This is a genomic window from Devosia sp., assembly GCF_036406155.1.
GTDB lineage: Bacteria > Pseudomonadota > Alphaproteobacteria > Rhizobiales > Devosiaceae > Devosia_A.
This window is the reverse complement of record NZ_DASWVV010000114.1, coordinates 1-23211: the sequence shown is the minus strand read 5'-3', so window position 1 is coordinate 23211 and position 23211 is coordinate 1. Positions and strand designations below refer to the sequence as shown.

Sequence of the window (23211 nt, the reverse complement as noted above, 5' to 3'; positions counted from 1 at the left end):
ATCATCAACATGGCTTCGGCCCAGGGCCACATCGGACTCGACGGCTGGACGGCCTATGCTGGGGCCAAGGGCGCTGTCATGTCGATGACACGGCAGATGGCGGTCGAGTTCGGTCCGCACAACGTGCGCGTCAACTCCATTTCGCCCGGTACCATCAATACGCCGATGAACGAGCAGGTGATCGCCGAACTCGGCGATCACGTCGCTCGCGCCTGGGTAAAGATGCATCCCATCGGCCGCATCGGAAATCCGGAGGAAGTGGCGGAGGCCGCCGTCTACCTGGCGAGCGACGCCGCGGGTTTTACCACCGGTATCGACCTGCGGGTCGACGGTGGGCTGTGCGTCGCGCCGCGCTTTGTCCCTGATCTCGTCTAACAGCTGAGCTGCCCAAAAATGAAGAAGGCCCTAGAAGGCGTCACCATCCTTGATTTCAGCCACTTGCTGCAGGGGCCGTTCGCCACGCAGCTACTCGCCGACATGGGCGCCAACGTCATCAAGGTCGAGCGCGCCGGATCGGGCGACATGTTCCGGTCGATGACGTTTTTCGCCAAGTGGGTCGGCGGCTCCGAGAGCCCCAACTTCCTGGCCTGGAACCGCAACAAGCGGTCGATTGCGCTCAACCTCAAGAGCGGCCGGGTCCACGCCATCATCATGGAAATGGCAAAGCAGGCCGACATCGTCGTGCAAAACTTCCGCCCTGGCGTGCTCGCCAAGCTGGGTTACGGCTACGAAGATTTCAGGGCGGTGAATCCGCAGATAATCTACTGCTCCGGGTCGGGCTACGGCGAAACCGGACCCTATGTCGACCGCCCCGGTCAGGACATGCTCATACAGGGGTTGTCGGGACTTTCCTTCAACACCGGGCGTGGTGATGGGCCGCCAATCCCGGCTGGGGCCGGGCTGGCCGATCAGATCGGCGCCATGAACATGGTCTACGGCATCCTTTCCGCGCTCTACTACCGGGAGAAGACCGGCAAGGGTCAGAAGATCGAAGTGAACCTCCTTGCCGGAATGCTGGCACACCTGGGTCAGGAGTATGTGGGCGTTCTCAACCTGGGTGAGGATTTCGTCAGGCCGAACTCCGGGATCGGTCATCCCGGCATGCAGGCGCCGTTCGGTGTCTATGAGACGAGCGATGGCGGCTATGTGTCGATCGCCATGAGCCCGTTCAAGACGCTCTACGACACGCTGAACGCGCCGCAGCTCGCAGTCTACGACGATCTCGCGACGCTCTTCGAGAAGCGCGACGAGGTGTGGGAGAAGGTCAACGCCGAAACCCGCAAGTATACCAAGGCGGATCTGTTGGAGCGCTTGCTGGCCGTCGACATCTGGTGCGCCGGTGTGAACTCTATCCGGGAGGCATCGGAAGATCCGCAGGTCACGCACATGGGCATGATCACGTCCTATCAGCACCCGCGTGGAGGAACCGTCCGGGTCGTGGCGCCGGCGGTCAAGATGAGCGAGACCCCGGCGACGATCGACCGGCCGGCGCCGCTGGTGGGTCAGCACGGCCGCGAGATCCTCGCCGAGTTTGGGTTTTCGGAGAACGAAATCGCGGCGCTCGAGCAGAGCGGCGACATGACCGTAGCCGAGGCTTGAGCCCGTGTCCGACTATCAGACGATCACGGTTGAGACAAAGGGCAGGGTAGGCCTCGTCACCTTCCGGCGCGCCGACCAGCTCAACGCCATGAACCGGCTCATGCAGGCAGAGATCACCGAGGCCTTCGACCGGCTCTCCCACGACGATGGCGTCGGCGCCATCGTCGTCACCGGGGAGGGTCGCGGCTTCATGGCGGGAGCGGACATCAAGGAGTATGCGGCCCAGACAGGCGAGGAATTCGATGTCTTCCAGGCTAATGGAGCACGCATGTATGCGGCCATAGAAGGCAACCGCAAACCCGTGATCGCGGCCGTCAATGGCTTCGCACTCGGGGGCGGCTTCGAGCTCGTCCTGTGCTGCGACCTTGTGCTTGCCGCCGAGGGGGCGAAGGTCGGCCTGCCGGAAATCAAGCTCGGTCTCGTTCCAGGCGGTGGGGGAACCCAGCGCAGCGTCGCCAAGCTCGGCCGCAACCGCGCCAATTTCCTGCTGATGACCGGAGCGATCGTTGAGGTCCGCGAACTCGTCGCCTGCGGACTTGTCAACGAAGTCGTCTCTGCCGGTCAGCTGATGGACCGGGCCATGGAACTCGCCCAGGCGATCGCTGCCGAGCCCGCCGATGCGGTTGAGGGGCTCAAGGCTCTTACCGCCTTTGCGCTCGACGGCGATCTTGCAGCCGGCCTCGAGGCGGAACGGAAGCTGGTATGCAGCCTCTACCGCAGCGACATCGGGCAAGAGCGTGTGCAGGCCTTCGCCGCAAGGAGCGCTGCGCGGGTCGCCGAGAAGCAGGGCAAGTCGGAGGCACGGCCGTGACGATCAACGACGCCTATCGCGGATTGGGCTGGGCGCACGGCGCGCTCACCGTGCAAAGACATGCCGCCATGCTGGCTCCATTGACCTTCCTGCTTGGCGACGGACGGCAGGTGAGCCCCATGCATGTCGCGCCCTGGGCCGGCGAACCAGGTACGGAGTCGCTGCCGGGCATCCTGCAACGCCTGCGTGGCGAATGGCCCTGCGTGCCGTTCGGCTACTCGGTCCCGGGCGACGCCTCCCCCCCTGACTGGGCAGCGTCGATGGAACCCGCGGCGGCGGATGAGGAGGTGCACGGGTACAGCTCCAACCATCCATGGCGTTGGGAGCCAAGCGACGGTACCAGCCTCAGGCTGTCTATCGACTATCCCGCGGACAGCGCGGTCCGGCGGCTCGAGCGATCCATCACGCCGGACCCGCGGGCACCCGCCGTCGATATCGCCCTGACGATCATTGTGCGCGAAAACTGCCGCCTGCCGCTCGGCCTGCACCCGACATTCCGCCTGCCGGCCGTCGCCGGCGGAGCGCGGATCGAGCCGTCGCGCTTCGACGACGGCCGGACCTTTCCGGGCAATGTCGAGCCTGGGCGCGAATTGTTCGCAGTCGACCGGCGCTTCTCGGACCTCGCCGTCGTGCCGTCCCGTGACGGCGGCGCACGCGATGCGAGCCGGGTGCCGCTCGCAGCCGACACCGAGGAACTCCTGCAGTTGAACGGCATCGACGGATCAGTGGCCCTGGCCAATGCCGCTGAAGGCTACAGGGTCCGGCTGTCCTGGCAGAAGGAGCATTTCCCGAGCCTGCTGCTGTGGTATTCCAACCGTGGGCGCAGCGCCGCGCCGTGGAACGGGCGCCACGTCGCCTTGGGCATGGAGCCGATCTGCTCCCCCTTCGGGCTCGGCCCCGGGACGGCACTTGCCGACAACCCCATCGCACGGTCCGGCACGCCGACCGCCCGCACCTTCAGAGCAGGAGAAACCTTCCTGACCCGCTATCGTATCGAGGCAGAGGCGCTCTGACGCGTCACCGGAGAGGAAGTCCATGTCCACCATCTTGCCCATGCGCGCCGCGCGCGTCTTCTTCGACGGCATCTTCAGCGAGCCGCGCGTCGCCCACCCGGAGGGCGTCGCCGTGCACGCCGACGGCTCCATCTGGTGCGGCAACGAACTTGGCGAATTGCTGCGCATCGCCGCCGACGGATCGCGCGTCGAACGCATGGGAACGACTGGGGGCTTTGCGCTGGGCATCGCCTTCGATGCGGGCGGCAACTGCTTCATCTGCGATCTGCGGCATGCCGCGGTGTTCCGTTACGACGCCGTCACTGGCCGCGTGGAGAAGTTTGCGAGCTCTGGCATCCTCGTGCCGAACTTCCCCGTCGTCGACGAGACGCGCGGCGTTCTCTATGTGTCGGACAGCCGAGGCAACAACAATGTCGGCCCGGGCATTTTCCGGTACGACCTGAAGACGGGCCAAGGCGGTGTGTGGAGCAGTTCGCCGATGGATTTTGCCAACGGCATGGCCATGGCTCCGGATGGGCAGGGGCTCTATGTCGTTGAAAGCGACCGCGCGCAAGTGAGCTACGTGCCTATCAACGGTGACGGTTCGGCCGGGGCGCCCCGACTTGTTGTCGGCGGGGTAAGCAACGTTCCCGACGGTCTCGCGTTCGCCCCGGACGGCACCCTGTACATCTCCTGCTACGAGCCCAGCCGGATTTACCGATTGCAGCCGGGCAATGCACTGGAGACCCTGATCGAGGACCCCGCCGCGACAACCATCGCCCATCCCACCAATATCGCGCTCAAGGGCAACAAGATGTACACCGCCAATCTGGGTCGGTGGCACATCACCGAGATTTCCCTCACCTGATATCCGGTCGAGAGCCCCGCGTTGGTGACGACGCAAGTCGCTGCACCTGCGCCGGAATGGTTGGCGCACTCAAACGGGGGGCGACCCCGTCGGCGGGGCTGGTGCCGACGGTTTCACCAGTGGGTGGGCCAGTGTCTCCTCGGGCATGATGACGGCGGCGCTGTTGGTAAACGGCAACAGCGACAGGAACGATTTTGGCGGCTTGGTGAGCCTGATGCGCAGGGTTTGAGCATCCACCGCGTCGATGCTCTCGATGCTGTCCAACGCAAGCGTGGCCCGCGGATCGCGCGACTGCTCGCTGCCGTGGCGTCACTCCACGATTTTGTATATACAAATAGACAGACGCTGCGCTGGGGTGTAAACAAGGCACGGCGCAATTGCTGGGAGAGCTCGGATGCACGGGGAGGGTCAACAGCGGAGGCTTACGGGCAAGGTCGCGCTTGTTACGGGGGCGAGCCGAGGCATCGGTCGTCAGATCTGCATCGAACTCGCGGCCGAAGGGGCGCGGCTTGCCGCCGTCGGAGGGCGTGACCTGGTCGGTGCCGAAGCGACTGCGGCTGAAGTCGAGGCCGTGGGCGGGCAGGCCCTGGCGCTGCAGGCCGACATCCGCGACGAGGGCTCGGTCGAGAAGATGGTGGCCGCGACCGTGAAACGCTTCGGCGGTGTCGACATCCTCGTCAACAATGCCGGCGGCGGCGGCATCGGCAAGTCCCTGCACGAGTTGTCGGCGGACGAATGGGACAACGCCTTCGCGCTCAATACGCGCTCGGCCTTCCTGTGCAGCGCTGCGGTTGCGCGAGACATGATCGCGCGGCAGGCAGGCGGGGTCATCATCAATATCGCCGGCGCCTCGGCGCATCGCAACTACGCCGGCTACGGCGCCTACGGGCCGAGCAAGGCCGCGGTCATCAGCCTCACCGAACAGGCCTCGATCGAGTGGGCGCCGTACGGCATCCGCGTCAATGGGGTAAGTCCCGGACCGATCCGCGATCCGGACAGCAACTGGCAGGAACGCGAGCCGGTGCTGGCCGAGGAGGTGCGGCGCCTGCCCCTGCGCCGCGCCGGGACGCGCAAGGAGGTGGCGCGCACGGTCGCCTTCCTGGCGGGGCCGGATGCCGGTTACATCACCGGCCAGGTGATCGTCGTCGACGGCGGTGGGCTCAACACCTGGTATCTCACCGGGTCGTTGCGCCAGGGCAGGAACAAAGCGTACTGGGGCGGCGAGTGAGCGCCGCGCGGCCGGCCCGGTGCTGCTCCGTGGGGCGGCGTCAGGAGCGCGTCGGTGCGAACTCGGCTACCAGTTCGTGGCGGTCGCCCGAATAGGTCAGCTTCACATGCGTGACGTAGCGGCCGTTGTTCCGCGTCCGCCGTTCGATGATGAGGCAGGCCGCCCCGAGGCCGAGGCCGAGCAGGCCGGCGGTATGCTTGTCCGCGACGACGGCGCGGATCTTGTGTTCCGCCGCGCTCCACGGCACGCGTCCGATCAGCCAGGGGCCGGGCGCCGACGTCGCGAAGGATTCCGCCGCCGCCTCGGGCACGGCCGACAGGTTGATCAGGCGTTCCTCGAGGCAGAATGGCTGTCCCCCTGCCGAATGGCGGGCAAGGATGGCGAGCACCTCATCGGTGCTGCGCAATTCCAGGATCAGCCGGTCGCTGACGGTCGCCTTGCGCTGCGTGCGCATCAGGCACTCGTAGCCATAGTCGAGCCCCAGCGCCTCGACCTCGGACTTGATGTCGCGGATTTCGAGGACGGCGGAGCGGGTATGGGGGTACATCACGTAGCTGCCCGACTTCCGGCGCCGCTCGATGAGCCCGCGCTTGACGAGGTCGGTCAGCGCCTTGTTCACCGTCATGCGCGAGCAGCCATATTGTAGCGTCAACTCGTGCTCGAAGGGGATGCGGTGTCCCGGCGGCCATTCGCCCGACAGGATGCGACCTTCCACGTCCTTGAGTATGCGTTCGTGCAGCGATGGGCGGCGATCTGTCGTCGTCTCGGACTCGGCTTGTTTTGGAACGCTCACGGCCATGTGCCCCCGCCGACGAACATTGCATTGTCGTGGCTTATCGGACGCCTCCCGTCAGGACAAGAGAGCGTGCATCGACGCGGCAAACGCGCGCCGCACCTGCCGTCGCAACCGGTGTCGCCCCCCGGAGACCTGCTGGCGCCCGTGCACCCAGACGCTGTCGATAGCAGCACCGCCGGCAAATATCCATGCGTCGAGCAGGCGGTCGCTCGCGACCGGCAGATCGTACCGGGGTCGCAGGCTGACAAAGTCGGCGGGTTCACCGACCGACAGACCTGCCGGGGCACGCGTCGCCGCCGCTCCCCCGGCGAGCGCCCAGTCGAATAACGCCCGGCCCGTCGACTGCCCTGGCGCCGCCATAACGTTGCGCCGGCGCCGCTGCAGCCGCTGGGAGTACTCGAGCTGCCTGAGTTCGTCCGGTACCCCGACAAGGATGTTCGAATCCGTGCCGATGCCGATCCTGCCGCCCTCGGCGAGAAAAGCAGGAGCAGCGAACGTGCCGTCGCCCAGATTGGCCTCGGTGAGCGGGCACAGCCCCACGACGGCGCCGCTCGCGGCGACCGCCCGCGCCTCCTCCTGCGTCATGTGCGTCGCGTGGATCAGGCACCAGCGTTCATCCACGGCCTGGTTGGCGAGCAGCCAGGCGACCGGGCGCCGGCCGCTCCAGGCCAGGCACTCGCGCACCTCGCGCCTCTGTTCGGAAATGTGGATGTGAACGGGAGCGGTGCCCGACAGGCCGACGATGGCGTCGAGTTCGTCGGGGGTCACCGCGCGCAGGCTGTGCGGGGCGATGCCGACGCACCCGCCCGGCACCTGTGCTGCCAGTTCCTCGCACCGTGCGAGCAGTCTTGCGTACCCGTCCAGCGTGCTGACGAAACGGCGCTGCCCGGGGTGCGGCGGGGCGCCGCCAAACCCGGACCGTGCGTAGAAGACCGGCAGCAAAGTGAGCCCGATGCCGGTTGTTTGGGCGGCCGCGGCGATGCGTGCAGCCATCTCGCCGACATCCTCGTAGGCGCTGCCGTCCGGCGCATGGTGCAGATAGTGGAATTCCGCGACACGGGTGAAGCCGGCCTCCAGCATTTCGACATACAGCTGGGCGGCGACTGCCTCGACCTGGGCGGGCGTCATGCTGAGGGCGAAGCGATACATCGCTTCGCGCCAGCTCCAGAACGAATCACTGCCCGGCCCGCGCCGCTCCGCCTGGCCGGCCATGGCGCGCTGGAAGGCGTGGCTGTGCACGTTCGGCAGGCCGGGGATGACGACAGAATAGCCCTCGTCGCCCGGGCGGGGCGGCACGTCGGTCTGCGTTTCGGCGATGCGGCCCGCCGCGGAAACGGTGATCCGAACGTTTCTTGCCCAGCCCGAAGGCAGGAGTGCCTGGCTGGCGTGAATAGCGATCATCGCTTGCGTTCCCTGCAGATTCCGCTTGACCTCATTTTATGTATATACAATATGACAGCGCAGAGGGAAAGACAAGCCGATGGCACCGACGGCCACCACAGTATGGCGCAATGCAGCGCTCGCCACGTTCGACCCCGCGCGGGAAGGCATGGGAACCATCTCCCGCGGCGCCATCGCCGTGCGCGACGGTCGCATCGCCTTCGTCGGCAACGAGGCCGACCTGCCTTCCGACTTCGCCGCGGCGGAGCAGTTCGACTGCGAGGGGCGCTGGATCACGCCGGGCCTGATCGACTGTCACACGCACCTGGTCTACGCCGGCGATCGTTCGCAGGAGTTCGAGATGCGCCTCGAGGGCGCGACCTACGAGCAGATCGCCCGGGCCGGCGGCGGCATCCTGTCCTCGGTGCGGGCGTTGCGCGCGGCCACCGAAGACGAGCTCGTCGCCGCCAGCCGGCCACGTCTCGAGGCGCTGGCTGCCGAGGGCGTCACCACGGTTGAGATCAAGTCCGGCTACGGCCTTGACCTTGCCAACGAAACCAAGGCGCTGCGCGCGGCCCGCCGGCTCGGCGAAGCCAACGGCGTGACGGTCACTACGTCGCTGCTGGCCGCCCATGCTGTACCGCCCGAAATGCACGGCGACAGGTCAGCCTATATCGACCTGATTATCGACCGGATCCTGCCCGCCGTCGTGGCCGAAGGTCTTGCCGATGCGGTCGACGGCTTCTGCGAGCACATCGCCTTCGCCCCGGAGGAAATCTCCCGCCTGTTCGACGCGGCCCGCCGGGCCGGCCTGCCGGTCAGGTTGCATGCCGACCAGCTCACGAACTCGCAGGGGGCGGCCCTGGCCGCCTCCCACGGCGCGTTGTCGGCCGATCACCTTGAATACACCGACGCCGCCGGCGCCGCCGCCCTGGCCCGGGCCGGCACCGTCGCGGTGGTGCTGCCCGGAGCGTTCTACTTCCTGCGGGAGACGCAGAAGCCGCCGATTGCCGAGTTCCGGCGGGCCGGGGTTCGCATGGCCGTCGCCACCGACAGCAACCCGGGTACTTCGCCCCTCACCTCGCTGCTGCTCGCCGCCAACATGGCGGCGACCCTGTACGGCATGACCGTGGCCGAATGCCTCGCCGGGATCACGCGTGAGGCGGCGCGGGCCCTCGGCATGGGCGACGTCGTCGGCACGCTTGAGCCCGGCAAGTGGGCGGACCTCGCCGTCTGGGACATCGATCGTCCGGCCGAGCTCGTTTACCGCATCGGCTTCAACCCCCTGCATTCGCGCATCCGCCGCGGGCACCTGTAACCAGAATGAAGCGAGCTCAGCACCGCAAATGATTACCCTGCGTCCCGGATCCGTCGCGCTGGCGGAACTTGAGAACATCTACTGGTGCGGGACCCCCGCAGCTTTGGACCAGTGCTTCGAGGCCGGTGTCAGCGCCTCAGCGGCGCGGATGGCAGAGATCGCCAGAGGCGACGCGCCGGCCTACGGCATCAATACCGGCTTCGGCAAGCTGGCATCGGTCCGCATCCCCCCAGGGGATGTCGAAACGCTGCAGCGCAACCTGATCCTGTCGCACTGCTGCGGAATCGGCGCGCCGCTGTCCCACGACGTCGTGCGCCTGATCATGGCGCTCAAGCTCATTTCGCTGGGACGCGGCGCGTCGGGCGTGCGCCCCCAGCTGATCCGGCTGCTCGAGCAGATGATGGCGAGGGGGGTGTTGCCCGTGATCCCCGAGAAGGGATCGGTCGGCGCTTCCGGCGACCTCGCCCCGCTGGCGCACATGACGGCGGTCATGATCGGGGAAGGCCGCGCCGACTATCGCGGCGAGCGCCTGCCCGGGCGCGAGGCGCTGGCCCGAGCCGGGCTCAAACCGGTGGTGCTGGCGGCCAAGGAAGGGCTGGCCATGATCAACGGCACCCAGGCCTCCACCGCGCTCGCCCTCGCTGGGCTGTTCCGCGCGCATCGCGCGGCCGCGGCTTCGCTGGTGACCGGGGCGCTGTCCACCGACGCGGCGCTCGGCTCGACGACGCCGCTGCACCCCGAGATCCACCTCCTGCGCGGCCATCGCGGGCAGCAGCTTGCAGCCAGGGCCATCCTCACCCTGCTGGATGGTTCGGCCATCCGCGCCAGCCACCTCGAAGGTGATGAGCGCGTGCAGGATCCCTACTGCATTCGCTGTCAACCCCAGGTGGCCGGCGCCTGCATCGACTTGCTGCACGCCGTCGCCCGCACGCTCGCCATCGAAGCCAATGCCGTCACCGACAACCCGCTGATCCTGTCGGACGGCTCGGTCGCCTCGGGCGGTAACTTCCATGCCGAGCCGGTGGCCCTCGCCGCCGACCAGATCGCCTTGGCGGTTTGCGAGATCGGGGCGATCGCGCAGCGGCGCATCGCGCTGCTCGTCGATCCGGCGCTGTCCTTCGGCTTGCCGGCTTTCCTCGCCAAGAAGCCCGGCCTCAACTCCGGGCTGATGATCGCCGAAGTCACCTCGGCGGCGCTGATGTCGGAGAACAAGCAGATGGCGCATCCCGCCTCGGTGGACTCGACGCCCACCTCCGCGAACCAGGAGGATCACGTCTCCATGGCCTGCCATGGTGCCCGCCGTCTGCTCGCCATGACCGAAAACCTCTACGGCATCATCGGCATCGAGGCGCTCACCGCCGCGCTGGGAATTGAAATGCGGGCCCCCCTGACCACCAGCGCGGAACTGGCCCGCGTGCTCGCGCGGCTGCGCCAGGCGGTGCCGACGCTGGAGACCGACCGCTACCTCGCGGACGACCTCGAGGCGGCCCGCGATCTGGTGGCCCAGGGGGCGCTGGCAACCGCCGTCTCGCCCGGCATCCTGCCGATCCTCGAGGGTTGAGCCATGGCCGTTGCCGAAATCCGCAAGGGGACTTCGCCGGTGATCCTGGCGTTCCCCCACACGGGAACAGAGATTGCGCCCGCGATTCTCGATCGCCTCAACGAGCGGGGGCGCGAGCTCGCCGACACCGACTGGCATGTCGAGCGCCTCTATGACGGGCTGCTCCCGCAGGCGACTACCGTCAGGGCGACGTTTCATCGCTATGTCATCGATGCTAACCGCGATCCTGCCGGGGGTAGCCTGTACCCGGGGCAGAACACGACGGGGCTGGTGCCGCTGACCGACTTCGACGGGCTGCCGATCTGGCGGCCGGGCGAGGAGCCGACCGCTGCTGACACCACCTGGAGGCTCGAGACCTTCTTTGCGCCTTACCACGCGGCGCTGGCGGCCGAGATCGAGCGGGTCAAGGCGCTGCACGGCATTGCTGTCGTGTACGACTGCCACTCAATTCGCTCGCGCATCCCGTTCCTGTTCACCGGCAGGTTGCCCGACTTCAACGTCGGGACCAACGATGGCCGTACATGTGCGCCAGAACTGGAGCGAGCCGTTGTCGGCGTGGCAGCGGCAGCTGCTGGCTACGACCATGTGCTCAACGGCCGCTTCAAGGGCGGCTGGACGACGCGTCACTACGGACAGCCGGGCGCCGGCGTCCATGCCGTACAGATGGAACTGGCCCAAGCGACGCATCTGCGCGCAGAGGCCGCTCCCTTTGCCTATGACGAAGACAGGGCGGGGCGGCTGCGGGTGCACCTCAGGGCCATCCTCGAGCGCCTCGAGGCGATCGCCGTGCAGATTCAAAGCCGAAAACAAGAAGGAAGCGTGCCGTGACGATCGACCCTCGCCACAACACCCGCATCATTCGCAGTCCCCATGGTACCGAACTGAGCGCCAGGAGCTGGTTGACCGAAGCGCCGCTACGCATGCTGATGAACAACCTCGATCCCGAGGTAGCGGAAAACCCAAACGAGCTGGTGGTCTATGGCGGCCTCGGTCGGGCCGCCCGCACCTGGCAGGATTTCGACCGCATCGTGGCGACGCTGCGTACGCTGGAAGACGACGAGACGCTACTGGTGCAGTCGGGCAGGCCGGTCGGGGTGTTCCGCACCCATGCCGACGCGCCGCGCGTGCTCATCGCCAATTCCAACCTGGTGCCGCGCTGGGCGACATGGGACCATTTCAACGCCCTCGACCGCAAGGGCCTGATGATGTACGGCCAGATGACCGCGGGCTCGTGGATCTATATCGGCAGCCAGGGCATAGTGCAGGGTACCTACGAGACCATCGTCGAGGCCGGCCGCCAGCATTATGCCGGCAACCTGCGCGGGCGCTGGCTCCTCACCAGCGGGCTCGGCGGCATGGGCGGCGCCCAGCCGCTGGCGGCGGTAATGGCGGGCGCCTCTTGCCTTGCCGTCGAATGCAACCCCGATTCCATCGATTTCCGCATGCGCACCCGCTACCTCGATGCGCGCACCGAGAGCCTCGATGAAGCCCTCGAGCTGATTGCGCGCTGGACCAAGACGGGCGAGGCCAAATCGGTGGGCCTGCTGGGCAACGCTGCACAGGTCCTGCCGGAGATGGTACGGCGCGGCGTTCGGCCCGACCTCGTCACCGACCAGACCTCGGCGCACGATCCGCTGAACGGCTACCTGCCCAAAGGTTGGACTCTCTCGGAATGGAGCGAGCGCCGCGCAGTCGACCCGCAGGATGTGGTCCGGGCGGCCAGCGCTTCGATCCGGGAGCATGTCGAGGCCATGGTGGCATGGTGGCGCATGGGCGTGCCGACCTTCGACTACGGCAATAATATCCGCCAGGTGGCGAAGGACGAGGGTTTAGAGGACGCCTTCGCGTTCCCGGGCTTTGTTCCTGCCTACATCCGGCCGCTGTTCTGCCGCGGCATCGGGCCGTTTCGCTGGGCCGCATTGTCAGGCGACCCACAGGACATCTATCGCACCGACGAAAAGGTCAAGGACCTGATCCCGGACAACCCGCATCTGCATCGCTGGCTGGACATGGCCCGCGACCGCATCAGCTTTCAGGGCCTGCCGGCGCGCATCTGCTGGGTAGGCCTCGGTGAGCGGCACCGGCTCGGTCTGGCGTTCAACGAGATGGTGGCGAAGGGCGAGCTCAAGGCGCCGGTGGTGATCGGGCGGGACCATCTCGATTCCGGTTCGGTCGCTTCGCCGAACCGCGAAACCGAGGCCATGCGCGACGGCTCCGACGCCGTTTCCGACTGGCCGCTGTTGAACGCTCTGCTCAACTGTGCCAGCGGGGCGACCTGGGTGTCCCTGCATCACGGCGGCGGCGTGGGCATGGGCTATTCGCAGCACGCCGGCATGGTCATCTGCGTCGACGGCACGGAGGCGGCGGCGCGGCGCATCGCGCGCGTCCTGTGGAACGATCCGGCGACCGGCGTCATGCGGCATGCCGACGCCGGCTATGAAGACGCCCTGGCCTGCGCCCGCGAACAGCAATTGCGCCTGCCGGCGATCCTGGGCAACTGATGCGCCTGCTGCCGGCCCATACGCACCGGGCCATGCCGTGGAAGAACGGGGGCGGCGAGACGCTCGAGATCGCCGTTCATCCGCAGGGCGCCCCTGTCGACGGCTGCACCTGGCGGGTCAGCATGGCGAAGGTCCCTGTCTCGGGCGCGTTTTCGACTTTCCCCTTGATCCACCGTACCCTGGCAGTGCTCGCCGGACGCATGCTGCTGCGGGTGGAGGGACAGCCTGAAACGCTGCTGACGCCGGCGTCGCCCCCCTGCTGCTTTCCGGGCGACGTGCCGGCCGCTGCCGAGGTCCTCGCGCCGGTCATCGATCTCAACGTCATGGTACGCCGCGGCGCGGCGGTCACCCGCGTTAGACGCCTTGGTCCCTGCCCCCGTGTCGCCGCCACAGCCGAAACTCTTGTCGTCCTGGGTGACGAGGCGACGCTGGCAGGGGGCAGGGTGTTGGCCGCCAGGGATGTCGTCTGGCTCGCTGCCGGCGAAACGGCGGCGTTCGAGCGGCCGTTCCAGCGGGCCTGGATGGTCGAGATTCTCCCAGCCTGAGGCGGGTGCGGCCGGCCGCTCTAGCATTCGCCGCCGGCGGCTCCGTACCCCCGGCACCACCACCCGACTTGCCGCGCCGTTTGTGGTTGACACTGATTTTCGTGCCTGCTAGCGTCATTATGTCTATACAATACCAAGGACAGGACGCCTGTCCTGCGGGGACGAGTTCTCGCCGGCTGAATGAGGAGGAAACTGGAATGAGACTTGTTGTGAAATTGCTGGGAGCGGCGGCTGTGCTGACGACCGCGCTCGCCGCGGAGGCCTATGCCCAGGACTGTACCATTCGCGTCACCACCTGGGGTGGAAACTACCAGAAGACCTACGAATCCATCGCACCTGAATTCGAGAAGCAGTACAACTGCAAAATCGAGTGGGTCGTCGGTGTTTCCAACGACTTCATCGTGCGCGCCCGCGCCGGTGAGGTCGACGTGGTGACGGCGCCGATGCTGCACGCGGTTAGCGGCGAAATGGAAGGGTTGTGGGCCGATCTCGACGAGACGCTCATCCCCAACCTCGCCAACCTCTACGACAATGCCCGGCATTCCAAGCAGATCGTCTGGGCGAACGTCGGCGACTACGCCATCGTCTACAACAGCAAGTACATTCCCGAGGCGCCCGACAGCTGGGACGACCTGTGGGACGAGAAGTACCACAATCGCGTTGCCATGTGGACCATCGAGAGCCAGATGGCGCTGCTGTTGGCCTACCAGCAGGCAACCGCCCACGGCGGCAGCTTCGACAATATCGAGCCGGGCCTGCAGCGCCTTGCCGATCTGGTCAATGGCGGCAACGCCTTCGTCCAGTCGGATGCCGAAAGCCAGCTGGTGTCGCTGTTCGAGGCTGAAGAGGCCTGGATCGGGCCGCTGACCACGGGCCGCATCAAGGACCTGTGGGACCGCGGCCTCGACCACATCGAGATCGCGCGCCCGCAGGAAGGGACCTTCCCGGTCATCACCGCGCTCAGCGTCGTCAAGACGTCCAAGAACATGGAGATGGCGCAGAAGTTCGTCGACTTCGCTCTCGGCGAAACGGCGCAACGGGCCTTCGCGGTGAACAACCTGTACGCGCCCACCAACCGGACGGTAACCCTGCCCGAGGATTTCGCGCTGCGCGATGTGCTCGTCCAGGGCGACGCGTTCGATCGCCTGATCGTTGTCGACTTCCTCAAGCTCAGCGAAGTGCGCAGCGACTGGCAGGAACGCTTCCAGCGCATGTTGAAGTAGTCGTCGCGCGCGGGCCGGCAGGACTTTGCGTCTCCCGGAAGGGGGACGTGCGCCGGCCCGACGCCGTCTCGATGCCACCTCTTTTCCACGCCCGCCGCAGGGCTGGCGGCCTCCTTCACAAGCGATGGTGCGTTCATGCTGGACGAAGCAATCATCTCCCTCAGCGGCGTCACCAAGCGGTACGGCAGCTTCGTCGCCGTCGACGACCTTGACCTGACCGTGCGCCCTGGAGAGTTCCTGTCATTCCTCGGCCCGAGCGGCTGCGGCAAGACGACGACGCTGCGAATGATCGCCGGGTTCATCCGCCCTGACGAGGGTCGGATCATGCTCGCCGGCCGCGACGTGACGCACCTTCCTCCCAATCGGCGGGATCTGAGTTTCGTCTTCCAGAATTACGCGCTGTGGCCGCACATGACGGTGGCCGAGAACATCGGCTTTGGCCTCAAGCTCAAGGGGGTGAGCCGCCCCGATATCGACCGGCGCGTCGCCGAGGTGCTGGCCATGACCGACCTGTCCGGCCTCGAACCGCGCTTCCCGCGCGAATTGAGCGGTGGCCAGCAGCAGCGGGTCGCCGTGGCGCGGGCCCTGGCCCTGGGACGCTCGGTGCTGCTCATGGACGAGCCGCTAAGTAACCTCGACCGCAAGCTGCGCATCGACATGCGCAAGGAGCTCAAGGAACTGCAGGGACGGCTCAACGTGACGACCATCTACGTCACGCACGACCAGGAGGAAGCGCTGTCGATGTCCGACCGCGTCGCCGTCATGGACCGGGGCCGCATCGTCTGCCTCGCCGCGCCTGAGGACGTGTACCGGCACCCGCCTAACCAGTTTGCCGCCGAATTCGTCGGCAATGTCAATTTCTTCGAGGGCACCGTGGAAGACGCTGGCGACGGCCGGGCTCGCTTCCGCAGCGCTGACGGCCTCGCCTTCGAGGTGACGCGTGCGCAGGTTCCTGAGGACGGGCCGGTGCGCCTGATGATCCGGCCCGAATGGATTGAGTTGCGGCCGGCCGGCACCAGCGGGCTCAACACGCATCCGATGCAGGTCGATTTCATGGAATATGTCGGCGCCAGCCGCCGCATTTCGGCGCGCACCGATACGGGTCGCGACCTCCTCATCCAGATGCACGACATCGCCCCGGCGCGTGCCCGGGTCGGGGATCGGCTGTGTTTCTATGTGGCGCCGCAGAACCTGGTGGCGGTCAAATGAGGGGCGCCGTCGCCACCGGCCCCTCCGCGCCATCGGGTGCACGCGCAGCCGCGCAGCCGCGCCGCCCGGGCCTCGCGGTGACCCTGCTGATCGCGCCTGGCATCCTGGTGCTCGTCGTCTTCATGCTGCTGCCGCTGGCCTGGATCGTCCGCGTCAGCTTCTACGAGACGGTCAAGGGCACTGTCATGACGCCGGCCTGGGTGCTCGACCAATATGCCCGCTTCCTGGGCGACGTCTGGTACATTCAGAACGTGTTGTGGACCTCGGTCGTCGTCGCCGTGGTCTCGACGGTGATCACCATCGCACTGTCCTATCCGGTGGCGATCTACCTGGCGCGCGCCCGCGGCGCCTGGCGCCAGATCCTGCAGACGCTGGTGTTGGCGCCGCTGCTGATCGGCCTCGTCAGCCTCGTGTTCGGCTGGATCGTCATCCTGCGCGGCGGCGGGCTGCTCAACAGCTTCACCATGTGGATCGGGCTCACGCCCGAGCCGGTGCGCTACCTGTACAGCATGACGGCTGTCTACATCCTGCTGGTCTATGTCGGCATCCCCTACGTGGTGATGACCCTGCTCGACAACCTCGAGCGCATCGAGCCGGCGCTGCTGGAAGCCGCCGCGAATGCTGGCGCCAGCGACTGGCAGATTTTCCGCAGCGTGATCTTCCCGCTCACCCTGCCGGGCCTCAACGCCGGCCTGCTGATCGTCTTCGCCCTCAATTTCTCTGCCTTCGCCATTCCGCTGATGGTGGGGTCGGCCAACACCAACCTCATCGGTCTCGTCGTCTACAAACAGGCCATGCAACTGAGCAACATGCCGTTCGCCGCCGCCATCTCCGTGATCATGGTCGCGACCAGCGCCGCGATCCTCGTGACCTATGCCCGCCTGATGCAGCGCTTCTTCCTATGGAGGCTCGGCGTATGAGCACCGCATCCATGCCCAACTGGCGCCGCCTCACGCTTACCGCGGTCACTTTCGCGATCCTGTTCTTCCTCTTCTTTCCGATCGCCGTGACCATCCTGGTGTCGTTCAACAGCTCGGGTTTCCTGTTGCCGCCGCAAGGCTTCACTCTCGATTGGTATGCCCAGGCCTGGGACATGGACGAGTTCAAGCGGGGCATCCTCGTCAGCTTCCTGCTCGGCGTGGCGGCGGCCGCCGTGGCCAACGCTCTCGCCTTCCCGATGGCGCTCGCCCTGGTGCGTTATGATTTCCCGGGCAAGGCGGCGCTCAACCTGTTCGTCATGTCGCCGCTGCTCATCCCCACCACCATCCTCGGCCTTGCCCTTTATGTGTTCCTGGTGCGTATCGGCTGGGGGGGCGGCTTCGTGACACTGCTCGTCGGCCACGTCATGATGGTCATCCCGTTCGCGGTGCGCATCCTGACGGCCAGCCTTGCCATCTTCGACCGCTCGCTCGAGGAGGCCGCGCGCAACGCCGGCGCCTCCGCCTTCCGCGCCTTCGTGTCGGTGTCGCTGCCGATCCTCAAGACCGGCTTCATCGCCAGCATGATGATCTGCTTCATCATTTCCTGGAACGACTTTGCCATCTCCATCTTCCTCGCCAGCCCGGGTTGGACGCCCCTGCCGATCCAGATCTACAGCCACATCCAGTTCCAGTACGACGCCATCAGCGCCGCCGTGGTCAGCTCCGTAATCCTGCTGTCGTTCCTCGCCATTGTCGCGATCGATCGCATTGCCGGGCTGCGGACCGTGATGACCCGGCGCGATCGCCGCTGAATACCGCAACCCTGCAACCAGCAGCCCATCAACCGCACAGGAGTAGAACTATGTCGAAAGGTATCGTCTTTGAGTGGGAAGGCTTTTCCAAGAAGGTGCCGGCCCTGCTGCTCGAAGACATCGAGCCCGAGGTTTGCCGCGAGGTCTGGGAGGCGCTCGCCACGCCGTGGAAGATGTGGCCCTGGCACACCACTTCCACGGGCGATTTCTACAGCGCCCAGGCGCGCCCACCGCGCCACCCGGTCCCGCTCGGCTCGCAGGCTACCCCGCGCATGGGCAAGACCGGCCGCCCGCTGTTCCTGTGCGATCTCGAACCCGGTTCGCTGTGCTATCCCGGCGGGCTGCAGTTCTCCTTCGCCTACGGCGCCGACAATACGGAACCGTTGCCGGCCAAGGGCCCCGTTTTCGCGCGCGTGCCGGAGGCGCATCTTGCGGCCTTCTACGAGGCCGGCCGCCACGTGTGGAACGCGCAGTACCGCACGCACAAGCTCATCATCATCACGGCGACCCGCGAGGAGAATCTGTAATGGCCAAGCATTGGAAGGAAGTGAAGGACGCGATCGAGGCGGATCTCGACCGCATCATGTGGGACGAGCCGGTGGAGGTGAAGATGTCGCGGCTCGGGGTCTTCCCGAGCGGGGCGGGCACCGCCGGGCAGTATCTGTCCAACCTCGTGTTCCAGGTGGCCGATACGCAGGCCATGAGCTGGTGGACGGCGCACCCGGCCATGCAGCGCGCCATCGCCGACCCCGACATGTCGGTGGAGCACTGCAAGAAAATGTGGATCTACGTCAATGCCCACATGCTGCACCTGATGGGCGACGTGTCGCCACCCGAGTGCCCTGCACCGTGGATGAACCTGCCGAAACTGTCGCAGTTCTGCGAGGACATCATCGAGGCGTTCGACACCATTACGACAAAGGACGAGTTCAACGACCTGATGTGGAGCTGGTTCAACTATACGCACCGGCTCAACCGCTGGTTCTTCCTCGTGTTCCCCTGGGAACTCGGTGATGCTTTCCCGCGCAAGACGGAAGCACAGACGCGCGAGCTGATCGCCAAGGGTGAACTGCCGGCCGACGTCCTGCCGAGCTAGGACCGGCCAGTCGTCGGCCGGCGGCCGGCCCCTCGGGGCCGGCCCCGGTCGGCGCGGCCAGCAAGCCCGGCCTTACCGGCTTGCGGGCGTGCGGCGCCAGCCCACGCCCGCCCCGGCACGGCGATCGGGCACGACGCCATCCTCCCCGGGCCCATCGCCGTGCCATGTCTAACCTAGCCGCACCATCCGCCCCTGCCGCCGCTCCCGCTACCGACGAAATCTGCGACGTCCTCGTCGTGGGCTCGGGGTCGGCCGGCCTCGTCGCGGCGCTGTGCACGGCCGCCGCGGGCCTGTCGACCCTCGTCGTCGAGCGCGCCCAAGAGGTTGGCGGCACGACCGCCATCTCCGCCGCCGGGACCTGGATCCCCGCCAATCACCACGCCGCTGCCGCCGGCCTCACGGACAGTCCGGAGGCCGCCTTCGCCTATATCCGCAACGTCGCTCCCGAGAGCTGGCGGGATAGCGAGGAGGCCCTGTGGCAGCGTTTCGTGCGCGAGGCGCCGCAAATGCTGGCCTTCCTCGAGCGAACGACGCCGCTGCGCTTCGCGCTCACCAACCAGCCTGACGCCTATCCCGACGTGTCGGGAGGAGTGATCCGCGGCCGCATGCTGTCGCCGCGCGTGTTGCGGAAACGCCTGGCTGGCCCCCTGGCGCGGCGGCTGCGCAGGCCGACGCTGCCGCATGTCTTCACCTACCAGGAGGCGCTGTCCCTCGATCCGCACCACCATCCTCTGCGGGCCGGATTGTTGGCGCTGCCTCGCCTCGTGTGGCGCTGGCTGATCGGAGCGCGCGGCATGGGCACGGCCCTCGTCGTCGGCCTGCTCAAGGGCTGTCTCGACCACGGTTGCCGCTTCGAACTCGGGGCGCGGGCCGTCGCACCGATCCTGATCGACGGCAGCGTGCACGGCCTTTTCGTCGAGCAGCACGGCCGTATCCGCGGCATCTACGCGCGGCGGGGCGTCGTGCTCGCTTCGGGCGGCTTCGAATGGGACGCCGAGCGGCTCGATCGGCATTTCCCCGGCCCGCGCGATTTCGTCGCCAGCCCCCCCGGCAATGACGGCGATGCGCACCGCATCGCCAGCGCGGCGGGCGCCCGGCTCGCACACATGGATCAGGCCAATATCACGGCCGGCATGCCGTTCCGGGCAGGCGCGCATCCATTCGGCATCAGCCATTCCTTCCACCAGGAGGCCAATGCGATCGCGGTCGACCGCAACGGGCGTCGTTTCGTCAACGAGTATCGCTTCAACATTGGCGAAGTCCTCGACACCCGCGACCCGGCAACCGGGCTGCCGCTGCACCTGCCGGCCTGGATCATCAGCGATGCCGACTTCCTGCGCCGCTCGCCCATCGTGCGGCGCATTGCGGCCCGCAATCCGGGCTGGATGGTCAAGGCGCCGACACTGGCTGAGCTTGCTGCCCTGATCGACGTTCCCGATGCGGCCCTACTTGCCACGGTCGAGCGCTTCAATGGCTTCTGCGCCAGTCAGGTCGACGCCGATTTCCACCGCGAACGGGTCGGGGCGCGCGCCATCAGCATCGGCGGGCGGCGCACGCAGCGGCTGCAGGCGATCACCCGCCCGCCCTTCATCGCCATGCCGTTCAACCGCACGGTCGTTTCCACCAAGGGCGGTCCGCGCACCGACGCGGCGGGGCGGGTGCTGCGTCCCGACGGCAGCGTCATCGACGGCCTCTATTGCGCCGGCGTGGCCATGGCCAACCCGATCGGCACCTGGGCGGTGGGGGCCGGAACCACCATCGGGCCCAACATGACTTGGGGCTATGTGTGCGGGCAGTCCCTGCTCGCCGCGCCCGACCGCGCCGACCCCGGAAGGCGTGAGGGTCGCGCCGGATAGCCCAGGCCACAGCCGTACCGGCTCTCGATGTCCGAAGCGAATCGCCGTCGTGAGGGTGCGCACGGGTGCCGGCACGACGGCAAGGAGGGGCCCGAGGCGCTCGGTTGACGCGGCGGCAGCGGCGATCGCCAGTGCCCCTGTGAGGGAAGCAGGATTCCCATCCCGGGTCCGCCGACCGTCCCCGCAGCGTCGGCAGGTAGGCAAAATCTGAGACGAGATGGCTGCAATTTGACCGAGTCAGGAATGAGAATCGGTGAGAAAGCCCCGTTTCGCGGCCTTCGGGTCGGCAAAGCAGGGGTCTACATGGTGTCTAATTTTTTGGATTTGACTTGACTTGTGGCCTCGCAAGCCGCTTTCATTGCGGGATGAGGTGGCTCACAGACCTCACTCAGGAGGAACGTTCTATGAAATTGCGCTTGATTTTCGCCGCGGCAGCCAGCGTGGGCATCCTTGCGACCGTGATGCCGGTCGTAGCCCAGCAGTTCACCGCCCGCATCGGGCATCTCGAATCCGACCAGCAGCCGCGGCACAAGGGCCTGGTCATGGTCGCCGACCTGGTCAAGGAGCGCACTGGAGGCGCGGTCGAGTTCCAGCTGTTCCCGGCCGGCCAGCTCGGTCAGGCCCGCGAGATGAACGAAGGCGTGCAGCTTGGGGTGCTCGAGGGCACCGTGTCGCCGGCCGCCTTCCTGGCCGGCTTCAACCCCGCTGTCTCGATCCTTGACGTGCCGTATCTGTATCCCGCCGACCGGGAACAGTCCGCGGCCTTGCGCAACGGCGCCTTTGGGCAGGCCGTGCTCGACAGCTTCGCGCCGCTCGGCTTCACCGCCATCGCCCTGTGGCCGAACGGCCGCAAGGACATGACCTCCGTTTCCCCGATCGACAATGTCGGGGCCTTCTCCGGCCAGCGCTTCCGGGTGATGGATTCGAAGGTCCTGATCGAGCAGTTCAATGCCGTGGGTGCCTCGGCGATCGCGCTGCCATTCGGTGAACTCTACACGGCGCTGCAGACCGGCGTCATCGACGGGCAGGAAAATGCCCTCGACACCATCGTGACGATGAAGTTCCACGAAGTGCAGAAGCACCTGCTGGTTTCCGAGCACGGCGCCAACGAAGACGTCGTCTTGTTCAATCCGGCCTGGTGGCAGTCGCTGCCCGAGGAGCACCGCGCCGTGATCGTCGCGGCGTTCGAGGAAGTCCGCCCGAAGGTCGAGGCCCTGAAGGAAGCCGCCCAGGAGACCGCGCTGAAGGTGGCGACCGAGAGCGGCATCGACATCAAGACGCTTGACGACGCTGGCCGTGCCGCGTTCCGCGAGGCGATGTACGGTCCGGCCCGTGACGCCTACATTGCCCAGGCGGGGGCTGCCGGTGAGGCCATCGTGGCCGTCTACGAGAGCGAATACGCCCGTATCGTCGGCAACTAGGCCGTTGGCGGGCCGGGGCTTGGCACCGGCCCGTCACCTTCATCGAAGGACCTCTGACATGACCGCTTTCCTGCGCGTCCTGGACGTTGTGGAACGCAGCGTCCTTGCCGTCCTGATGTTGCTGATGGTCGGGCTCTATTCGCTTGCGATCCTCGTGCGAGAATTGTTGCCCGCCTATGCCCGCGATGTTGCCTGGATCGACGAGGCGACGCGCTATCTGCTCATCTGGGCGGTGTTCCTCGCCCTGGGCGCGGCGCTGGCGCAGGGCCGGCAGATTGCCATGACCAGCTACATGGAGAAATTCCCCGAGCGGCTGCGCGGTGTCATGCGCAAACTCATCGATCTGACCGGCTTGGCGTTTTCCCTCTATATCCTCTGGGTTGGCCTTGAAATCACGTGGATGGTCGTGGGCACCGGCCAGCGCAGTCCCACCCTGGGCCTCTCCACGGGCTATCTCTATCTGGCGCTCCCCGCCGGCTTTGCGCTTCTGGCGTTTCGCTATGCCCTGAGCCTGTTCGGCCTCATCGACCGCTGGTCGAACTCCCCGCACGAAGGCTGAGCCACAATGATTGCTTTCGGGATCTTCGTTGGCGCACTGGCGCTGTTGTTCCTCGGTTTCGAGATGTTTCTGGTCCTCGGGCTGCCGGGGATCCTTTCCAAGGAAATCTTCTTCGCCCAACTGCCCGACGTGATCTTCGGCCAGAGAATGGTGGGCGGCATCAACGTCACCACGCTGCTGGCAATCCCGTTCTTCATCTTCGCCGCCGAGATCATGTCGCGCGGTCACATCGCCCGGCATCTGACCGACGTTGTCAAGGCCTTCCTTGGCCATCGTGCCGGTGGTCTCGGGCACACGACGGTCGGGGCTGCCGTGGCCTTCGGCGCGGTGTCGGGCTCGGCCCCAGCCACCGTGGCTGCGCTTGGCCGCATCCTGTACCCCGAGATGAAGGCGGGGGGGTACAGCGAGAAGTTCTCGCTCGGACTGCTGATCTCCTCGGCCGAGGTGGCGCTGCTCATTCCGCCCTCGATCACGCTGATCATCTACGCCTGGCTGACCGGCACGTCCGTCGCCGCG

General features: G+C 66.7%; 24 protein-coding genes. 21 read left to right on the top strand and 3 right to left on the bottom strand.

What is annotated here, in order from left to right; all coding sequences use genetic code 11:
• From VGD93_RS07190 to VGD93_RS07170, 5 genes are all read left to right on the top strand, one after another.
• A partial coding sequence (locus tag VGD93_RS07190; RefSeq protein WP_395010632.1) for an SDR family NAD(P)-dependent oxidoreductase occupies window positions 1-375 on the top strand: 375 nt, incomplete at its 5' end.
• Between the two features lie 18 nt (window positions 376-393).
• Complete coding sequence (locus tag VGD93_RS07185; protein WP_395010630.1) at window positions 394-1599, top strand: CaiB/BaiF CoA transferase family protein; 1206 nt, start codon at window positions 394-396, stop codon at window positions 1597-1599.
• A gap of 4 nt (window positions 1600-1603) precedes the next feature.
• Complete coding sequence (locus VGD93_RS07180) at window positions 1604-2410, top strand: enoyl-CoA hydratase/isomerase family protein (protein WP_395010628.1); 807 nt, start codon at window positions 1604-1606, stop codon at window positions 2408-2410.
• Complete coding sequence (locus VGD93_RS07175; protein WP_395010626.1) at window positions 2407-3423, top strand: hypothetical protein; 1017 nt, start codon at window positions 2407-2409, stop codon at window positions 3421-3423. Before VGD93_RS07180 ends, VGD93_RS07175 begins: the two co-directional genes overlap by 4 nt.
• A 22-nt stretch (window positions 3424-3445) precedes the next feature.
• Window positions 3446-4270 carry an SMP-30/gluconolactonase/LRE family protein gene (locus VGD93_RS07170; protein ID WP_395010624.1) on the top strand — a complete coding sequence of 275 codons (825 nt, stop codon included), beginning with the start codon at window positions 3446-3448 and terminating at the stop codon, window positions 4268-4270.
• A gap of 69 nt (window positions 4271-4339) precedes the next feature.
• On the opposite strand, the gene VGD93_RS07165 is transcribed toward VGD93_RS07170, so the two are convergent.
• Window positions 4340-4534: a hypothetical protein gene (locus VGD93_RS07165; protein WP_395010622.1), complete on the bottom strand. Its 195-nt coding sequence runs from the start codon at window positions 4532-4534 to the stop codon at window positions 4340-4342.
• Between the two features lie 130 nt (window positions 4535-4664).
• Between VGD93_RS07165 and VGD93_RS07160 the strand changes: the two genes are divergently transcribed.
• Window positions 4665-5498, top strand: coding sequence for an SDR family NAD(P)-dependent oxidoreductase (locus tag VGD93_RS07160; RefSeq protein ID WP_395010620.1), 834 nt, complete (start codon window positions 4665-4667; stop codon window positions 5496-5498).
• Between the two features lie 40 nt (window positions 5499-5538).
• On the opposite strand, the gene hutC is transcribed toward VGD93_RS07160, so the two are convergent.
• Window positions 5539-6297, bottom strand: a complete 759-nt coding sequence (gene hutC / locus VGD93_RS07155; protein WP_395010618.1) for a histidine utilization repressor — start codon at window positions 6295-6297, stop codon at window positions 5539-5541.
• Window positions 6298-6348: 51 nt separating this feature from the next.
• Window positions 6349-7695: a formimidoylglutamate deiminase gene (locus VGD93_RS07150; RefSeq protein ID WP_395010616.1), complete on the bottom strand. Its 1347-nt coding sequence runs from the start codon at window positions 7693-7695 to the stop codon at window positions 6349-6351.
• A 79-nt stretch (window positions 7696-7774) separates the two neighbouring features.
• Here VGD93_RS07150 and hutI point away from each other — a divergent pair, with 79 nt between their 5' ends.
• The 15 genes from hutI to VGD93_RS07075 form a co-directional block, all read left to right on the top strand.
• Window positions 7775-8992 (top strand): imidazolonepropionase, encoded by a 1218-nt coding sequence (gene hutI / locus VGD93_RS07145; RefSeq protein ID WP_395010614.1) that lies wholly within the window; start codon window positions 7775-7777, stop codon window positions 8990-8992.
• 28 nt (window positions 8993-9020) lie between these two features.
• A complete protein-coding gene (gene hutH, locus VGD93_RS07140; RefSeq protein WP_395010612.1) occupies window positions 9021-10553 on the top strand; it encodes a histidine ammonia-lyase in 1533 nt (510 codons plus the stop codon).
• 3 nt (window positions 10554-10556) lie between these two features.
• Window positions 10557-11381 (top strand): N-formylglutamate deformylase, encoded by an 825-nt coding sequence (hutG, locus tag VGD93_RS07135; RefSeq protein ID WP_395010610.1) that lies wholly within the window; start codon window positions 10557-10559, stop codon window positions 11379-11381.
• Window positions 11378-13054, top strand: coding sequence for a urocanate hydratase (gene hutU, locus VGD93_RS07130; protein ID WP_395010608.1), 1677 nt, complete (start codon window positions 11378-11380; stop codon window positions 13052-13054). Before hutG ends, hutU begins: the two co-directional genes overlap by 4 nt.
• Entirely contained in the window at window positions 13054-13599 is a 546-nt protein-coding gene (locus tag VGD93_RS07125; RefSeq protein ID WP_395010606.1) for a HutD family protein, read from the top strand. The genes hutU and VGD93_RS07125 overlap by 1 nt, the downstream gene beginning before the upstream one ends.
• A 197-nt stretch (window positions 13600-13796) precedes the next feature.
• Window positions 13797-14822, top strand: coding sequence for an extracellular solute-binding protein (locus VGD93_RS07120; RefSeq protein ID WP_395010604.1), 1026 nt, complete (start codon window positions 13797-13799; stop codon window positions 14820-14822).
• Window positions 14823-14957: 135 nt separating this feature from the next.
• Window positions 14958-16031, top strand: coding sequence for an ABC transporter ATP-binding protein (locus VGD93_RS07115; RefSeq protein ID WP_395010602.1), 1074 nt, complete (start codon window positions 14958-14960; stop codon window positions 16029-16031).
• 77 nt (window positions 16032-16108) lie between these two features.
• The gene (locus VGD93_RS07110) at window positions 16109-16951 is read left to right on the top strand and encodes an ABC transporter permease (protein WP_395010600.1); all 843 of its coding nucleotides are present in this window, start codon (window positions 16109-16111) and stop codon (window positions 16949-16951) included.
• The gene (locus tag VGD93_RS07105; RefSeq protein WP_395010598.1) at window positions 16948-17763 is read left to right on the top strand and encodes an ABC transporter permease; all 816 of its coding nucleotides are present in this window, start codon (window positions 16948-16950) and stop codon (window positions 17761-17763) included. The genes VGD93_RS07110 and VGD93_RS07105 overlap by 4 nt, the downstream gene beginning before the upstream one ends.
• A gap of 50 nt (window positions 17764-17813) precedes the next feature.
• Window positions 17814-18290, top strand: coding sequence for a hypothetical protein (locus VGD93_RS07100; RefSeq protein ID WP_395010596.1), 477 nt, complete (start codon window positions 17814-17816; stop codon window positions 18288-18290).
• Entirely contained in the window at window positions 18290-18859 is a 570-nt protein-coding gene (locus VGD93_RS07095; RefSeq protein WP_395010594.1) for a hypothetical protein, read from the top strand. Before VGD93_RS07100 ends, VGD93_RS07095 begins: the two co-directional genes overlap by 1 nt.
• A gap of 164 nt (window positions 18860-19023) precedes the next feature.
• Entirely contained in the window at window positions 19024-20715 is a 1692-nt protein-coding gene (locus tag VGD93_RS07090; RefSeq protein ID WP_395010592.1) for an FAD-dependent oxidoreductase, read from the top strand.
• Window positions 20716-21119: 404 nt separating this feature from the next.
• Window positions 21120-22136 (top strand): TRAP transporter substrate-binding protein, encoded by a 1017-nt coding sequence (locus tag VGD93_RS07085; protein WP_395010590.1) that lies wholly within the window; start codon window positions 21120-21122, stop codon window positions 22134-22136.
• Window positions 22137-22194: 58 nt separating this feature from the next.
• Window positions 22195-22695: a TRAP transporter small permease gene (locus VGD93_RS07080; protein ID WP_395010588.1), complete on the top strand. Its 501-nt coding sequence runs from the start codon at window positions 22195-22197 to the stop codon at window positions 22693-22695.
• A 6-nt stretch (window positions 22696-22701) separates the two neighbouring features.
• The coding region (locus VGD93_RS07075) for a TRAP transporter large permease subunit (protein WP_395010586.1) at window positions 22702-23211 on the top strand (510 nt) is incomplete at its 3' end.

What these genes read in the sequence shown, in the direction of transcription:
- VGD93_RS07160 (WP_395010620.1), top strand. Translation starts at nt 4,665, where the DNA reads ATGCACGGGGAGGGTCAACAGCGGAGGCTTACGGGCAAGGTCGCGCTT.
- VGD93_RS07115 (WP_395010602.1), top strand. Translation starts at nt 14,958, where the DNA reads ATGCTGGACGAAGCAATCATCTCCCTCAGCGGCGTCACCAAGCGGTAC.
- VGD93_RS07085 (WP_395010590.1), top strand. Translation starts at nt 21,120, where the DNA reads ATGAAATTGCGCTTGATTTTCGCCGCGGCAGCCAGCGTGGGCATCCTT.
- VGD93_RS07090 (WP_395010592.1), top strand. Translation starts at nt 19,024, where the DNA reads ATGTCTAACCTAGCCGCACCATCCGCCCCTGCCGCCGCTCCCGCTACC.
- VGD93_RS07185 (WP_395010630.1), top strand. Translation starts at nt 394, where the DNA reads ATGAAGAAGGCCCTAGAAGGCGTCACCATCCTTGATTTCAGCCACTTG.
- VGD93_RS07125 (WP_395010606.1), top strand. Translation starts at nt 13,054, where the DNA reads ATGCGCCTGCTGCCGGCCCATACGCACCGGGCCATGCCGTGGAAGAAC.
- VGD93_RS07100 (WP_395010596.1), top strand. Translation starts at nt 17,814, where the DNA reads ATGTCGAAAGGTATCGTCTTTGAGTGGGAAGGCTTTTCCAAGAAGGTG.
- hutH (WP_395010612.1), top strand. Translation starts at nt 9,021, where the DNA reads ATGATTACCCTGCGTCCCGGATCCGTCGCGCTGGCGGAACTTGAGAAC.
- VGD93_RS07150 (WP_395010616.1), bottom strand. Translation starts at nt 7,695, where the DNA reads ATGATCGCTATTCACGCCAGCCAGGCACTCCTGCCTTCGGGCTGGGCA.
- VGD93_RS07095 (WP_395010594.1), top strand. Translation starts at nt 18,290, where the DNA reads ATGGCCAAGCATTGGAAGGAAGTGAAGGACGCGATCGAGGCGGATCTC.
- hutC (WP_395010618.1), bottom strand. Translation starts at nt 6,297, where the DNA reads ATGGCCGTGAGCGTTCCAAAACAAGCCGAGTCCGAGACGACGACAGAT.
- VGD93_RS07105 (WP_395010598.1), top strand. Translation starts at nt 16,948, where the DNA reads ATGAGCACCGCATCCATGCCCAACTGGCGCCGCCTCACGCTTACCGCG.
- hutI (WP_395010614.1), top strand. Translation starts at nt 7,775, where the DNA reads ATGGCACCGACGGCCACCACAGTATGGCGCAATGCAGCGCTCGCCACG.
- VGD93_RS07170 (WP_395010624.1), top strand. Translation starts at nt 3,446, where the DNA reads ATGTCCACCATCTTGCCCATGCGCGCCGCGCGCGTCTTCTTCGACGGC.
- VGD93_RS07080 (WP_395010588.1), top strand. Translation starts at nt 22,195, where the DNA reads ATGACCGCTTTCCTGCGCGTCCTGGACGTTGTGGAACGCAGCGTCCTT.
- hutG (WP_395010610.1), top strand. Translation starts at nt 10,557, where the DNA reads ATGGCCGTTGCCGAAATCCGCAAGGGGACTTCGCCGGTGATCCTGGCG.
- VGD93_RS07120 (WP_395010604.1), top strand. Translation starts at nt 13,797, where the DNA reads ATGAGACTTGTTGTGAAATTGCTGGGAGCGGCGGCTGTGCTGACGACC.